This window comes from Pelosinus sp. IPA-1 (assembly GCF_030269905.1).
Classification (GTDB): domain Bacteria; phylum Bacillota; class Negativicutes; order DSM-13327; family DSM-13327; genus Pelosinus.
On the sequence record NZ_BSVC01000005.1, the window covers coordinates 126,940 to 141,906 of the forward strand.

General features: G+C 39.4%; 14 protein-coding genes. 1 reads left to right on the forward strand and 13 read right to left on the reverse strand.

Going from position 1 to position 14,967, the window contains the following annotated elements; all coding sequences use genetic code 11:
* Positions 1–313: 313 nt before the first annotated feature.
* From QSJ81_RS13385 to QSJ81_RS13395, 3 genes are all read right to left on the reverse strand, one after another.
* On the reverse strand, positions 314–1,315 hold the full coding sequence (locus tag QSJ81_RS13385) for a CPBP family glutamic-type intramembrane protease (protein WP_285717878.1): 1,002 nt from the start codon (positions 1,313–1,315) through the stop codon (positions 314–316).
* A gap of 149 nt (positions 1,316–1,464) precedes the next feature.
* Complete coding sequence (locus tag QSJ81_RS13390; protein ID WP_285717879.1) at positions 1,465–2,211, reverse strand: hypothetical protein; 747 nt, start codon at positions 2,209–2,211, stop codon at positions 1,465–1,467.
* Positions 2,212–2,756: 545 nt separating this feature from the next.
* Positions 2,757–3,050 (reverse strand): hypothetical protein, encoded by a 294-nt coding sequence (locus QSJ81_RS13395; protein WP_007954185.1) that lies wholly within the window; start codon positions 3,048–3,050, stop codon positions 2,757–2,759.
* Positions 3,051–3,443: 393 nt separating this feature from the next.
* On the opposite strand from QSJ81_RS13395, the gene QSJ81_RS13400 reads away from it, so the two are divergent.
* Entirely contained in the window at positions 3,444–3,617 is a 174-nt protein-coding gene (locus QSJ81_RS13400; protein ID WP_285717880.1) for an Arc family DNA-binding protein, read from the forward strand.
* Between the two features lie 769 nt (positions 3,618–4,386).
* On the opposite strand, the gene QSJ81_RS13405 is transcribed toward QSJ81_RS13400, so the two are convergent.
* From QSJ81_RS13405 to QSJ81_RS13450, 10 genes are all read right to left on the reverse strand, one after another.
* Positions 4,387–6,420: a contractile injection system protein, VgrG/Pvc8 family gene (locus tag QSJ81_RS13405; RefSeq protein WP_285717881.1), complete on the reverse strand. Its 2,034-nt coding sequence runs from the start codon at positions 6,418–6,420 to the stop codon at positions 4,387–4,389.
* A gap of 42 nt (positions 6,421–6,462) precedes the next feature.
* Positions 6,463–6,792, reverse strand: a complete 330-nt coding sequence (locus tag QSJ81_RS13410) for a DUF4280 domain-containing protein (protein ID WP_285717882.1) — start codon at positions 6,790–6,792, stop codon at positions 6,463–6,465.
* Positions 6,793–6,812: 20 nt separating this feature from the next.
* A complete protein-coding gene (locus QSJ81_RS13415; protein WP_285717883.1) occupies positions 6,813–7,337 on the reverse strand; it encodes a hypothetical protein in 525 nt (174 codons plus the stop codon).
* Between the two features lie 39 nt (positions 7,338–7,376).
* Entirely contained in the window at positions 7,377–7,970 is a 594-nt protein-coding gene (locus QSJ81_RS13420; RefSeq protein WP_285717884.1) for a hypothetical protein, read from the reverse strand.
* Positions 7,967–9,508, reverse strand: a complete 1,542-nt coding sequence (locus QSJ81_RS13425; RefSeq protein WP_285717885.1) for a DUF2345 domain-containing protein — start codon at positions 9,506–9,508, stop codon at positions 7,967–7,969. The genes QSJ81_RS13420 and QSJ81_RS13425 overlap by 4 nt, the downstream gene beginning before the upstream one ends.
* Positions 9,508–10,140, reverse strand: coding sequence for a hypothetical protein (locus QSJ81_RS13430; protein ID WP_285717886.1), 633 nt, complete (start codon positions 10,138–10,140; stop codon positions 9,508–9,510). The genes QSJ81_RS13425 and QSJ81_RS13430 overlap by 1 nt, the downstream gene beginning before the upstream one ends.
* Positions 10,141–10,250: 110 nt before the next feature.
* A complete protein-coding gene (locus QSJ81_RS13435; RefSeq protein WP_285717887.1) occupies positions 10,251–10,742 on the reverse strand; it encodes a hypothetical protein in 492 nt (163 codons plus the stop codon).
* A 62-nt stretch (positions 10,743–10,804) separates the two neighbouring features.
* Positions 10,805–11,476, reverse strand: a complete 672-nt coding sequence (locus QSJ81_RS13440; protein WP_285717888.1) for a hypothetical protein — start codon at positions 11,474–11,476, stop codon at positions 10,805–10,807.
* Positions 11,477–11,509: 33 nt separating this feature from the next.
* A complete protein-coding gene (locus tag QSJ81_RS13445) occupies positions 11,510–12,286 on the reverse strand; it encodes a hypothetical protein (protein ID WP_285717889.1) in 777 nt (258 codons plus the stop codon).
* 22 nt (positions 12,287–12,308) lie between these two features.
* Entirely contained in the window at positions 12,309–14,954 is a 2,646-nt protein-coding gene (locus QSJ81_RS13450; protein ID WP_285717890.1) for an Hsp70 family protein, read from the reverse strand.
* Between the last annotated feature and the right edge of the window lie 13 nt (positions 14,955–14,967).

A 14,967-nucleotide genomic window follows, 5' to 3' on the forward strand; every position in this document is an offset into this window, starting at 1 on the left:
CCTTCACTTCACTTGTTTTGTTTATAAAAACGGTAATTTTTTGCGCGTGCATCTTATCTCTAAGACATTGATCTCTAGAAACAATTCTTTTTTGTAAATAAATTTATTAACCGCTTTTAACATTCCCTTTCTTTACTCCAGGTGCTCTAATTTTTTTATCGTGTAGACTAACCTTCTTAGCCTACTTTCGGCAAGACACTACCGCCGTCCCCATATCTCATTTCAAAGAATAGCTTAATTTTTTTCAATAACTAAGACCTGCCCCCCACGAGCCTCCATGAGCTCTCCTCACTGTCCACCTTAATAACAGTCTTCATATCGCTAAAATATATCCTATTATTGGCAAGGACAAATTATATAAAAAATGAAGCATTATCGGAGCAAAAATATTTTGATATTTATTATACGACCAGATAAATACAATTGATAGTAAAAAGTAAGTTAGATTTATTTCTAAATGTGATAACATAAATAATAAAGATACTCCTATATAGGCTAATATTTCACCATATTTGGCCAAATAATTATACCATGCTAAACGAAATATTAGCTCTTCATTCAGGGGTGAAGCAAGACCTGCTAACCACCATAAAGATTGAGAAACTTCTCTGGGGGTTATTTCTACATGAATCCCAAGCAATGTTATGACCATATAATAAAATCCAACGCCACTTAGAAAATTAATAATCAATAACCTAAATGAATGACAAATAATAAGTTTATGTATTTGCTCTTTTACCCATTGGAATCTGAGCCATAAGTTAAGAGGTAATAATGTACTGAAATGAAAATAGATCAATTCAATTATCACTACTATATATGTTACTATAGCAACTCCTATTCCTTTGAGTTCATTGAGTTCAACGAATCCATGAATAACAACTCCAACAGCAATTATGATTCCAATAAGCGAAATGAATTGTCCTATAAAAAGAACAGTAAATAATTGAATTATTGAGTATTGTTTTTTAAAAAAACACTTATGCAAGTTATTATTAATCTCCAAATCACATTGCTGGAGCTGTTCCTTTAATAGTAAACCATTATCTAATCGATTAATTAAAATCTCCCATGGTGTAATAAGTAATTCAACCACTTTAGGTTTTAATATACGGCATATATTGAACAAATTCTGTGCATTTACATAATCACCAAGCATTATTGATGTCCTAGCTGTCCAGTAGTTAGCCATAAAATCGTGCGAGTCAATGACTAACGCTTGCTCAAAACTGTACTTTGCTTTTACAAAATCTTTTTGTTGATAAAAATACATTCCATTTTTCAACACTTTACCTAACTGAATAAACTTAATCATTAAACTCTCCTTGTCCTATTTAGGTATGCCAAACTAAACATATTCAATAAAACAAAAAATGCATTGCCATTTTGCATAAATTTTCTTCACCTGCAAGTATAGCATAATATTATCGCATTTATCTTAGCCCTTAGATCTATGATCTACAATTATGGGGATTCTTTTTCTTTTTCTTTCTCTTTTTCTTTCTCTTTTTCTTTCTCTTTTTCTTTCTCTTTTTCTTTCTCACGATATAGATATGCTTTATATGCGTAATTAAAACCCTTGAACCAAGGTAAGCCAGTAGCATCTGAGCTTGCGCTAATCACTCCACCCAAGGCCTCAGTAGGCTTTGGTAATTCTTGATTAACTACAGCACTTGTCAGAAGTTGAACAGGTGCCGTTATAACTACTATCGCTATAATTCCAGTAACTTTGTCTGTAATTGGAAGTGTAGTGTCTTTTACTATTGGAATTCCAGCAAGCACGGCGGCCATTGTTATTTTTATATTTGCTATATATTTAAAAACAGACTTTACGACGGTCGTCTTAACAGATGCAGGAATTGCCGCAATAGCTGCATCAATTATACCTTGCTTACCTTGATAATTTATCCTCACATCCAACGTTTGCTCCACCAGTGGAAAAGCATCACCATCCGTGCAATCTATGATAGTCTTCATATTACCAAAATGTATCTCATTCTCCATAGCAACGCCACCAGTTGGCGTAGTCATGAGGATTTGACTAGGAGCATTAAAGGCCACTTTTGTCTTAGAGTCAAAAGTTATTTCCTCTTTCGCCTCTAGTACGATACCTTTGTGGCTGGAGATTTTTACGCCTTTTTTATCGTCAAATAAGAAGCGAAGAAGCGAAGGGACGGTTCTTTTGCTTCTGATATTATTATGCCTTAACACCCAAATTGCCTATGTCTTCTCATCGTCTGAAGGCTCCAACGACCGTCGTTAAATATTTATGTAAGAAGTAACTCCTCCCCTACAGATCCCTCTAAACTATCGTCTTTTATCATCTTACTGATAGGATAATCCATTTTGTTAATCATTACCTCCCCTAAAAGGTGTAGATTTGATGTCTATCATTTAAAATTGCTTTCAGGATAAAAAAAAGACTACGCTTTTCCCATTCAGACAAAGAACTTAGCCTTTTACCTAAAGAAGCAAAGGAACCGTACCCTTGGTCTGACGTCAATGACAAAAAAGAAGCGTCCCTTCTGTCTCTCATCGGATTCACACTACCATTCCTCTCCCGAAGGACATAGATACCAAAATAAATTTTAAATATTACCCCAGAATGTACTTTATCAATACTGCAGCAACAAAGCATATCATTGTAATAAATGATCTTTTTTTTAAAATTAACCATTCAACAGTCCTTCCAATTCAAGACAAAGAAACAAAAAAGGCACCCTTTACAGAGTACCCTTCGTTCTATTTCCAATAAATCACCGCCTTGATGGCTCCCAGGACAATGCCTGCATAATAAATCGTATCGAGTCAGAAAATCCTTGTCGATAACTAACGGCCATACTCGCTGCTTCCCTTTCATTGTTTTTATCCGCTAGCCTACTTAGAATGAGGTGTAAATTCTGAGGGAGTGCTGCTCGAAGTTCCTCTTCATATTCTTTAGCCGCTATATTAGAATAATAATAGTCGTTTGATATTTGCTGTAGTGGTATGTTAAGACTAATATCCTCCATAGAATCCATTGCACTTTCAAAAAGGCTTTCTTTTTTCACGATAATCCTCTCCTTATTATAATGAACTCCTGCCATGTTTCTTATAGATTTTCCTTATCCATATTCCCCCTGTAATCATATTTTTGATAAGCCTTACGATCTCCACCATTCTTTTTCTCGATCGGGTTAGACTACATATGTAGCTTTCTAGTATGATGCCGTAGATTACATTTATTACTTTTTGAATATTTTTCTTCTTAGCAGGTTAGTACTCACATTGATATTTCTATTTTTCTAATCACGAATACCTTACTCTTTTAAAATTATTATACGGTGCATTCACCTTGATGTCAATGTTAAAATGAATTACTCGTGAATTCACCGTGGATGTATACTTAACTCATTCATATTGATAGAATAGTGATATCAATACACAAGGGGTTGATTCATCCAATGCCTTCAATCATTCCACCTTTTTCTTTACGTATACCAGAGAAATTATTAAACAAAATGAGAATTATCGCTGAGCGTAACAAGCGATCAACCAATAAAGAATTAGAATTTATTATTGAACAATACGTTTCTAGCTACGAAGATAAATACGGAAGCATTAAAGTAGAAGACTAGTCCCACACTTTAACAACTTCCGTATCAACCCTTGGGTAAGGCTATTAGCTTCCTCCTTACCCTCTTTACAGGAAAGACCAATTAATAAGTTAATCATTTACACCGACAGCGGGGACGCTTCTTTTTGTCATTATTTCAATGACAAAAAGAAGCGTCCCCAATTGTCTGATAGACTTACTTTCTAATTGTTATTGATTGTAAATTCATTACAAATGTTTAAATCCTCATGTGTAGAATAGGTGAAAGCCACAACATGTCTTGCGCTATTATATGACCCCCTGACTCCTAAAGAGTGTGTATAAAAAAGGCACGAGTCTGCATTTCCAAAATGCCGATTCTCACCTTTTCATTAACACCTTAGTAAATAATGCTGCCCCTCCACGCACTCCTACCCCTTATCTCATGGCTGGAGGCTATGCATTATGTGAGGATAAGAAGTTGACGCTTAAAAACGGAGTAGCGTCTATATCTAAAATAAAACATACTATTATTATTAGTACAGATACTATTAAGTCTAAGATAAGTCCAATTATAAAATTTACGGTCAAATTACGATAAAAAGACGGTCCTAAAAAATAGCCATTATCACATGTCATTCCCCAAGCTACAAATACAGCAATGGACTTGATCGGTATTAAATAGTACATATTAGGAATACCAGTTCCACACATTAACCAAATACATATAAAAAAATACCAGAACAAGAAACGTTTCCATCGTGTCTTGAATACTTTTTTTATTCGTTGTAACACCTTAATCAACCTTTCTCCTAATTTGCAGGAGTTTCTTTCTTAGGAAGCATGCCCCTAAAAGTCTCCTCCAAGTTAATCCAATCAAATTCATGTGAGATAAATGATTTTGCGCTTTCTGTTACCTTATCTAGATAATAACCAAATTTTATGATTCCATTTGCACCATAAGGAGCATTACTAAGACCACCGCTAATCACCTGCTTAATTGAATATGCACCTATAACCACCTGTGTAACATTATAAATCTGCTCGCCCCATAGCAGTTTCAAAGCATTCCACTCCCCATTTTCATTTCCACGTAATCCACCATGCACCCTTGTCAATCCTGCAACCATACTATTCACACCATCAGCATATACATATCCCCCCGCAACAGCGAAGGAAGCACAAGGGACTGCTGCAAGTCCACGTGAAATCATGGCTCCTGATACACCAATTCGAACCATCCCAAGTCCCAACTCCCTCTGAAAATAACCACCTCCAGCTTGTACACCACCCAAAAATACTTCTTTCCATTGTATATTATTCCACCATGTCGCTATAGCACCTTTGGCTGCCTTCCATAACTCACCGAAATCTATCGCCTTGCGGCCCGCAGCTTCTGGTTGACCCAATTTTTGTTCCGCCAACGAAAACTCCATCTCATCTGTGCACTCAATAATAGTTTTCATATCACTAAAATGCACTTCATTTTCCAATGAGATGCCGCCCATAGGTGTAGCTATACAAATTTGATTAGGAGAATTCATTATCACTTTTTGCTTAGAATCAATCACAATCTCATCTTGTGCCGACAGAACAATCCCTTTATGACTGGAGATTTTTACGCCTTCTTCATCGTCAAAGGTGAGTATCAGATCATTGCGGCCTGCGGTAAAGTAGATGCCGCCCGGTGCTAGTTTCATTTCTTGACCATATTCGGTACCAAGGTAGCGGGTACTCGGATCGCTTGTTTTTTTGCAGTCACCGCCGTTGGTTCTGGCACTGCCTGTGATGATGGCATTTTGCTCTTTGAGTCCCGGTATGTATAGGCTGGCTGTGGTCCCCAGCTGAGGCATGAGATACATCATGTCCGTAGTAGGCGGTACGAAGGGATACCAATAAGCAGTGTCTTGCTCTTGTTCCTGGTCTATGGCTAGGTGTAGCTTGATTTCTTGGTTTTGCAATTCCAGTACAGTGCCTTCTAGGCTGATTCCCTGGATTTTTTCATTGCGGATCGGATTTTGCCGTAATGTCATATATCTGACCAGCTTAGAACGATAGACCAGTATACCATCTTTCAGTTCAATAGTAACGGCGCCTACATATAGTTCATTACCCTGAAAGGTTACCTGATCGCCTATAGTAAGTTCATCATATGTCTCTACTTCATAATAGGCATATTCATTACAAATGAGACCAGGTTTATAATCTGATTCCACATCAGTATTAAAGGCAGCAATATCCTTGCCACTTAAATACCTAATATCATTAGGCAGTGATTTTGCGCCTCCAGATGGGTAGCCAAAAGAAAAAACCACCTCATCTAAAGTGACATTCGGCACCAAGACATCCTCCTGAAGGGAAGCTAAACGCCTTATGAACTGCCAGTCGGTTTCCTTGTACTGAATCAAAGGGCCATCAATTGTTACCGTTTCAGCCGTCAGTTCAAAGCTCTTTTCCGGATAACCTTCCATAATTTTGGCTACTATATCGCTATAGGCAAGACTGGTATCTTGGAATGAACGGCTTTTCTCTTCCCGATCTAACACCGATGATTCTGACAAAAAATCAACCGTAAGTATATATAATCCACCGCTAATGCTTACCTTTACATCTTTGAGACGGCCTTTAAACAACCAGCTTTTATTGCCATCATCTTCGGTATATACTTCGATCTTGTCATCTACTATTTCTTGCAGACCGATCTGGCTGGCATCGGATTCATTTACCAGCGCGCTTACGCGCAGTTCGGCATGCTGGTTGAAGGTTTTCTTGATAGAAAGGTCATATATTGTCTGAATTTCCCAGGGACTGATCATTTTTATTTTATCATAGGTTATGGCTGACATCTATGCTCACCGCCATTTTCTTGTTTTTTACCGTTAAAAGGGTTATCCTTTTTGCCCATCATTAAGTATTGTAATTGCTCCGCCGATCGTACAGCTAAGTACCGATTTAGCCAGCAATGCCGGATGACCTTTGAGGATTGTTGTATCCTTTGCGTCTTCCCATTTTGGCGCCAAAGCCAATACACACGCTTTTTTTATTTTGTCGCATTTGCCAAAAGGCAGTACATTACTATAAGGAACACAGTCGTGATCATTTAATACTGCCTTGTCATTGACATACATACCATGGCTTTTAGGCAGATTTAAATTACAAGTGGTGCCACCATTGCTGCATTTGACCTTAGCTCCTCTGACGACATATTTGGTATCCATTTTGGGTCAGCTCCTTTTCTTTAATCCAATTCTACCCGAACCATTTTTATCCCCCGCAAGTTCCGCCGTAACATACTTTCGGCAGCATCGAGACGGGCTATTATTATGTTTTCAAAATCGTGCTGTACTTTGAAAATCGCCTTACGACCTAGTAGAGATTGTTTGAGTACTAGCTTTCTAACATTCTTTTTATCAGGCGTCATGACACTTTGCTCTGATAGACAATCTACAGGCGCAAAGATCGGCAAATGATAGGTATTTACTAGACCTTTTTCGGAATTGGCAACAATGACTATCTTGTATTTCAGCTTTGGCACGTATAGGCCGAAGACTTCCTTGAGCTGGCTTGATACCAAGAATAGCTGCCTGTCTAATATATCTATGAACTCTGGATAATCTGTGCCATCAAGGCGAAAGACGGTTACATCTTCTATACGATCTGCTTCTTCAGGCGTAACATATCGCCTGTCAATTTGCTTTATTGCATCAGGAATGACTACCGCTTCCAAACACTCCGGATCTTGTTTGATGCGAAAATACTCCATGATTTTACTCCCTTTTTACATAATCTTAGAAACAACTGTTTACATTTCTTTGCACTCTGATGCTTCTTCATATAGCAGCATGATTTTATCTTTATAATCACCCATTAGGATTTTGAATTCCGGTACTTTGGACAAGGCTCTATATTCCGGTGTCTTAACAGCTTCATCAATTAGTAATTTCGTGCACAGCATTGCTACCTGATGATACTGCTCCGCCATATCTAGTTTGATTGCATTTAGCTGTCGAGTGCGGATTTTGTTTTTATATATGCTGGAATGGACAGCCTTTTCTAGTTGAGCCATCCGGGCCTGAAAGTACTGCCAGACAAAATCGATTTCAAAGCAGCCTGAACATTCTGTCCTGTCTAAATAGAATTTTTCATCATACATATCCATGCGATATTGAAAGCAATCCTCCAGAATGTTTGTTCTGAGAAAAGATATACAAAGATAGGCCGCAGGGCCTTTACATCCGACTTGTTGTTGCCTACTAGCTTGGTGGCATATTTGTCTGATAGCAGCTGATAAACTTTCTGTAATAGTTTCTTGGTTCTTAGGAAATTCTTGCTGCATAACTGGTACATCTTCTTCCAGCCAGTTTGCAGACTGTTGTTCTATAAATTTCTGCATCATGGCTGTATTTTCACTTTGTTCCCTTTAATATTAATATCTTTCTGTATGTTTATCTCGCTGCCGCCTTGTTTGAGACTAATTTCGTTTTTGCCGTTTACCAGTACCTTACTAGTTTTACTGGTTATTTCTATATCTTGATCCGCTTCCAGGATAATTTTTTTGTCACTCTTGATACTTACACCGCCTTCATCGGTAAGGGTCATCAAGAGATTGCCGTTGGCAATAATCTGAATACCACCGGGAGTTAGGATTACTTGTTTACCATATACTGTACTGATAATTTTGGTGTCAGGGTCTTCTCTTTTTCCTCGTTTGGAGGGGGTGAGGTTGACGGAGCTGGCTGCTACAGACTCTTCTTCTTTGACACTAGGAAAGTAGATTCTTACATTATCCCCTACCTCCGGCATGCAATACCAGCCGCTGCCATCTGGCGAGGAGTATACTGTGGTATAGGGGAAATACCAAGTTGAGCCGTCATCCCATTCGTCATCGATTTCAGTAATATGTACTTGTACTTGATCATTTGTTACTACTTTGATGATACCACGCAAGGAAATTCCCGCTATTTTGGTGTTATATAGATCGTCCTGCATCAACCCTTGCTGGGTGGTCAGGGTATAGGTGCTGTTGATAGCGCCTTTTTCCATTATGGTATGAATATTTTTAACATACCAAGTCAGTCCCAGGAAGGTTACTTTCTGTCCCAGCTGCAGCAGATCTAAGGATTGGGCGTCACAATAGGTAAAGTCATTTTCACTAAGGGCTACACCACTATTTTTGCGGCAGTTGCTGCTGGCTGTTGCATAAGCCGCCGTATCCCGCCAGACTCGATAGGAAGATACGTTAAACTCTGGCCCTGCTTTCTTATTATCGCTGCTTTCCTCCTCATTCTCTTCTTTCTGAGGCGGCATACCGAAATAGACTTTGGGACTATCAAATGTAATGTCTGGTATCAGTCCAATGTTAAAATCTGATGCAAAGCGTTTTAGAAATTGCCAATCTGTCTCTTGATACTGAATTAGCATACATTCAGTGATCGCTTCTTCATACTTTTCTTCAGCAGTCACTACGTCACCTTGGGCATTTGGCACATATTCACGAGCTAGAGAATTAATCCTGTCAAAGAGATAGCTATATGGCTCCCCATTACGCTGGAACGAGCGGTTGAGTTTCTTGACATCTAGTAGATAACTAAAGCTAATGGCCTCAATGTTTAAATGCTTCACATCTGCCATTGTCCACTGCTTTATACTCGTCACTACACCTTGGAAAAGAATGTTTTCCTTACCTGTATTGTCAATGTATTTTAGCGTTACTGGGGTATTCTGGTCGGTGGTTTGCACATAGTCTTTATTTTCTGTATTGGCGTCATCCTTTGGTAGTATACCGCTGATAAAAAGGGTAGCGTGTTCATTAATACCTTGGGTAATTTTCAGGTCTAATATATCTTTGAATTTATACTTGCTAAACACTAACTGGTACCAGTTAATGGCTTTGCCTTCAGAGGGCGCTGGCTTCTTTTTTTGATCTTCACTCATTATTTTAGCCCTCCTACTGCTGGGATCTCTTGCCCTGATTCCAATGTCTTAGGAGCGAATCGCACAGATTGCATGATTTGACGGGCTATGAGCCGCCAAGCCATATGTTCACTGTATGGGCAGTTAAAGACTATCATCACAATGTTATGATTCATTTCAACAAAGAACATTAGATTAAAGAGGGAGTCATCAAGAGTCGGACTTTTGAATTCAAAAAATCCTATGGTTTTTTCTTCGATTGTTTCCGCGCCTTCTTCCATGAACAGATAGGAGGGATTCAATTTTTGAAGGATTGACTTAATTCCCTCCTTCACTTCTGGGATGTGTTCATCCTCAATGTTATTAGGAATTAGGTTCAAGGTAATGTTAATACTGCCAGTTAAGTCCGTTTGGATAATCTGCGGGCGGTCACTAGAAGGGTATTTCATTGCCGCCAGTTCAGCGGGCATATCTACAAAGCTTGTGGGAATATGTAGTGTTAGCTTATCTTCGAAAAAGCTTACTTCGTGAAATTCATAGTGTTCATCGTTAATGGTTACACCTTCATAAATATTTTGGCTGCTCCATTCTTCCTGCTCCTCGACCTGATTGATCATATAACGAATTTCTTCGTCCATGTGTTCATTAGGCATGGGTTTACCTCCTCACTTTTGTGGTCCTGTATAACGTCTCTTTAATAACCAAGTTTATACACTAGAGAAATTTAGCTTTACATATATTTTTTTGTCTTTCTTTTTATTACTTATTTAAAATTAAGCTTAACCTCTACCTTTTTCTGTTCTGCCAAGGCATTTAGGTCATCTCTGTATTCTTTCGTAAGTTTAATGACTTCTTGTTGTCTTTTCATAATGTTATTGAACTGTTCTTTAGAAGGGTTCTTTAAGTTCATGAATTTATTCAGGTCATTTAAGGTCTCTACGGTAATATCCATTACCTTGATGTTTTTATCATGAATATCCTGTACTTCCTTGGTTTTTGGTTTGTAGTTCTTTTGTTTATCGGCAATGGCTGTCAATTTTTGCGCTCCATCGCTGATGATTTTTTGTGCCTCTTCTTTACTGGAAGCACTGCTTGCATTTCCCATAAAATCTAAGGAAAAGTCCTGGGCTTCTTTTTCGACACTACTTTCAAAAGTCATATAGGCTTCTAGGTCACTTTTGACTGGATCGCCAAAACATCCTGTACAGATAACTAGTAATGCTATTGCTAATATTGCTATTAATTTTTTCTTCATTTCTTTCTGCCTCCGTTTGTGCTAAATTCTCTAGTCTATAAACTTGGTTATATTCACTCTTGCTATTCTTGTTCTGGCTGAAGATCGTTACCTATAATTGGAACAATTTCTGTTCTCTTATTTCTGTCTATCTTTTTTAGCAAAGACGTTGCTTTTATGGCTCGAATACTCATATACAACATAAGAAAGGCCAACAATACATTGCTACCCCCATAATCAGTTACTTTAAGCATGTTTAATGCCGTCACTAATAGACTCGCCACTGATATTAACATTAACGCAACAGCACAAATTCTGCTCTTATATTTCTGCAATAGAAAACCAAGCAATAGGTATACCATGCAATCTGCAATCATACCATAGGCTTGTAAAATTATGGCACCTAATACAAACTGCAATGCCGCCAAAACATAACACCCTTTGGCGGTTTCCTTAATAACCAAAACGGCATCTTCATAAGTTTCGATTTTAGATTGCAACGCCCCGCTGCCATACGTTTTTTTCGTATGTAAAAAGGCTCCTTTAGAAGAGTAATATATTGAGATGAGTCCTGGAATAATCGTAGCAATGGTAATTGTAAAAAATCCAATTTTCACTAAAGTAGAAAGTTTATTAAAATTTTTATGAAAAATATCAAAATAAGAACCATACATCCAAAACAGAGCAATGCCTAAAAAAAATGCCCCCAACATGATAAAGCCCTTATTTCGTAATTTTTTCGCTTGTTCTTCCATTCTTTTCTCCTTTTAATTTGAATCAGTTATATATTAATCCACTAGTATCTTACGCCCACCGTTTCTTCCTGTTGTGGTTGCCATATCTTTGCCTAGGCGAATGTCACTTAGGATTTTAGCTAGGTGGCGGTGAATGTCTTGGTTGGTACTGTCTTTGGCGATGATGCCTAACCTTGCAGAGGTATAGGCGGTGATCAAGCTGCGCGCCACAGGTTCGCCCTGTGCACATTGACTGATAAAGGCATAGTCAAAAGAATGCACGGGACGTCCCGCTAGGGCTTCGGTGGCAAAACGTCGAGTCAGTATAGGGGAAAGCGTGCTTTCATAGGGTGCGGCACAAGGTACGCTTATGATGTTAATGGTATCGTATTCGGTAGAATAGTCCGTAAAGTCCTGATATTCATCCCGCAGCCTGGCACCTAGTTTTAGTTTGAATCGACACAATTCCAATTCATTTTCGGTGACTTTTAGGCTGGGAGTGATGAGGATATCCCCGCTAGATAGGATATAGTCACCGTTCTCTTTTTCTTTAGTAAAGTTAACTTTGACCAGCATATCTTGTCCGGTAGCCGTATAGGGTACAGAGGCAGTCTGGCTTAGGTTATAGAGTTTGCCCTGGTGGCGAACCAGGCCGGGGGCTATGTTGATGGTCTCACTATTGACCTGCAGAGTGCAACCTGCCAGAAGCCCATCGCTGTAGTGGCTGTAGAGGATATTTATATAATCTCGGGGATAGTCCCGCAGTTCGTTGAGCATGTCATTTTTCAACACCCGTCCAGGGGTGAATTTTGGGAATTTATCTAGAAACATGTTGTATATACTCCTTAAGGCTTTATTTCAATCCGTCAAAGAAATTAGTCTCCCACTGGTCATTCTCAAAGGTAAAGAGTTCTTCTCTTCCTAAGTGCAGGCTGCCATTTTGTCTAAGTACGGGTACGACTGCAAACCCCCAGTGGCTTTCTTTGGGCCAGACGAAGAATTTGACTTCGTTTTCGATAATGTTGTCGGTTTCATCTTGAATGATGGTGTTGTTGTATTGCTGTGCAATTTCTTCGTAGGTCACTTGCTTAAAATCGTTATGCTGATTTTCATAGACATAGGTAAAACGCTCCTGACCTGTTAAATCTTTAAGCTGCAGTTTTAAGGTCACACCTTCTACAAAACGTGAGATATGCCCGCCGATATTGTGGTCACCGCATCGGGAGATAAGAACTTTTTCTTCGCCAGTATGAGTATCAGCGGTGATGATATAAGGCAGAGCTGCTGGTCGGTGGCTCATGGTAACTTCGGCATAGCCGCCTTTTTTGGCTTTAAGATATTTGATAGCACCTCTTAGGCAGGAGAGCTTGAGTTCCTGGCCGTAGGTTCCTTCCTGTCCGCCAAATTCAATGATCCGTCCGGGGATGAATTCCTTGAGAGCGTCTTTAAATAGCCCAATTTTACAGGATTGACCCGTCAGCTTTATGACGCTGTAGTCCAGTAGTAGACCTTGGTTATATGGTTCTTCAACAAATTTGCGGACGATTTCATAGATATCCGCCTTGAGAATAAGGTTAATGTCTTTGGCGGTAAAGTTAATGAGGGGAATGTCCCGCACGGTTTTCAGTGTAGCATCCTCTCTGATGGACATGCGCCAGCGGCCGGTGTTTATGACTTTATCGTATTTATGATTAAAGGTAAGACCCTGACTATCTAGGACAACCCTCTGAAAACTCTGTCCAGCAAACATGTCGGTTTTGATTTGCTCTGCTAATTGAAACAAGAAATAGAAATTATTTTTTACTTTAAAATATTCTTTGGGACTGCCGCTTTCGTAGTGTTTAAAGCGGGTGGGAATGAGCTCTTCCGCCTCTTCATAGGCTTCATCCAGTTCCGCATACACCGCCGTTATGCCTTCTCGGTCTACCCGGCGGTAAAGATCCGTATCAAAGGCATCTAGAATTTCCTGCACTTTGGCGCCGTTAGTTTCTGACAGATGTTCTGCGATGGCGATTTTGATAAGCTGCATGATGCGAAAAGTCAGGTTATTGCCGCCAAAGTCGGTATCACCATTTTCATAGGTGGTTTCAATATCAATTTTATAGGATACTCTGCGGCTCTCTATGCTAAATAGACAAGAGGATAGGTCGGTAGTTCCGCCCCCGCAGTCTATTACCAGAGCTTGGTGCTCTTCTTTGTCGATATGCCTTCCCGGATTTTTCTCGATAAAGTTAGAGATGGTATTAAAGAGTACCGCTGCCCCCTCATCTAGCATGTTTTCCGTTTCTAGCTGCCAAGGAGAGAGAATTTCTCCAAACAAGGCCAAAAAGCGTTGTTTTTCTTTAACTGGCGATGATAAGTGCAGGGTTTTGAAACGGCATTTGAACCGCTGTTCGGCAATGGCGATGACGTATTCTAAGAAGGATTTGATAATTTCTTTGCGTTTTTTATAGATACGCCTACCCGTTAGGTCTATGAGTTCTTCCTGACGTTCATAGTCACGAATCCAGCGTTTGACATCGAAAAATACGCAGAAGCCTTCATGAATATAGTTGGTATGTGCCAGTTTTACAGCCTCATGTCCAAAGATATATTCTACTTCCCCTTCATTTGCATCAGGGATATTCCATATCCCGGCTACTGTGGGAATGAGAGGCGTGAGAACTTCCCCCGTTTCTGTCTGGTGAAAGACTTCTACGAGGTTGATTTCTTCCGGCTTTAAAAAGTTTTCTTCTGCACCACTTTTGTCAATGCTGTTATAGAGTTCACGGTCAAGATAGAGTCCGGCGGTAGTATTGGCTGTGCCAAAGTCAATGGCTAAGGTCTGGGCGGTTTCGATAGGTTGCTTGATGGAAAAATTCAATAGGGGCAGTTTATAGCATTTGAGATTTTTGGGCAGGGGGACATTTTCATCTTGGTAAATGTTAAAGAGAAGCTCTGATTCTACTTTGCCAAAATAGAGCAGACTGTAGTGTTTATGTTTTGACTCCCGGGCTGGCAAGTTCCCTTTACGGGTAAGGTAAAAACGCCCTGGAATATTCGGGTCAGCAATCAAGTTAAAAACGGCGCAGAGTTCCTTGGCACCACTGACCAATAGTACATTACACTCTTCCAAGAGACCAGGAGCTGTAATGACATAACGATCATATTTATCCGTATCCAGACCTTCATAAATGACGATGCGAGAAGGGTTTTTGATCGCTTTTTTATCGTCGAGGTACTTGTCAATCCTTCCGGCTACTTGTTCTAGCCGTTCCTGTCCGCCAGGTACATAGTCGGTGATGAGTAGGTGCTCGTTCAGACCTCGATAGCGCATGATGAGTTCCACCAGTTCATACCGTTCCAGGCTGCCGAGCATGCTTTCCACCAGTTTTTCTTTAATACAGATTTCACGTAATTGATGGGTAGTCATCAGTTCCAGCTCTTTGCGAACATATTGTTTGGCTGGTGGTGTATCTATCTGATTGTTCTTATATAATTTATAGGTATAACTTGCCATATTTTTCTCACCC

What these genes read in the sequence shown, in the direction of transcription:
- QSJ81_RS13385 (WP_285717878.1), bottom strand. Translation starts at nt 1,315, where the DNA reads ATGATTAAGTTTATTCAGTTAGGTAAAGTGTTGAAAAATGGAATGTAT.
- QSJ81_RS13400 (WP_285717880.1), top strand. Translation starts at nt 3,444, where the DNA reads ATGCCTTCAATCATTCCACCTTTTTCTTTACGTATACCAGAGAAATTA.
- QSJ81_RS13405 (WP_285717881.1), bottom strand. Translation starts at nt 6,420, where the DNA reads ATGTCAGCCATAACCTATGATAAAATAAAAATGATCAGTCCCTGGGAA.
- QSJ81_RS13410 (WP_285717882.1), bottom strand. Translation starts at nt 6,792, where the DNA reads ATGGATACCAAATATGTCGTCAGAGGAGCTAAGGTCAAATGCAGCAAT.
- QSJ81_RS13415 (WP_285717883.1), bottom strand. Translation starts at nt 7,337, where the DNA reads ATGGAGTATTTTCGCATCAAACAAGATCCGGAGTGTTTGGAAGCGGTA.
- QSJ81_RS13420 (WP_285717884.1), bottom strand. Translation starts at nt 7,970, where the DNA reads ATGATGCAGAAATTTATAGAACAACAGTCTGCAAACTGGCTGGAAGAA.
- QSJ81_RS13425 (WP_285717885.1), bottom strand. Translation starts at nt 9,508, where the DNA reads ATGAGTGAAGATCAAAAAAAGAAGCCAGCGCCCTCTGAAGGCAAAGCC.
- QSJ81_RS13430 (WP_285717886.1), bottom strand. Translation starts at nt 10,140, where the DNA reads ATGCCTAATGAACACATGGACGAAGAAATTCGTTATATGATCAATCAG.
- QSJ81_RS13435 (WP_285717887.1), bottom strand. Translation starts at nt 10,742, where the DNA reads ATGAAGAAAAAATTAATAGCAATATTAGCAATAGCATTACTAGTTATC.
- QSJ81_RS13440 (WP_285717888.1), bottom strand. Translation starts at nt 11,476, where the DNA reads ATGGAAGAACAAGCGAAAAAATTACGAAATAAGGGCTTTATCATGTTG.
- QSJ81_RS13445 (WP_285717889.1), bottom strand. Translation starts at nt 12,286, where the DNA reads ATGTTTCTAGATAAATTCCCAAAATTCACCCCTGGACGGGTGTTGAAA.
- QSJ81_RS13450 (WP_285717890.1), bottom strand. Translation starts at nt 14,954, where the DNA reads ATGGCAAGTTATACCTATAAATTATATAAGAACAATCAGATAGATACA.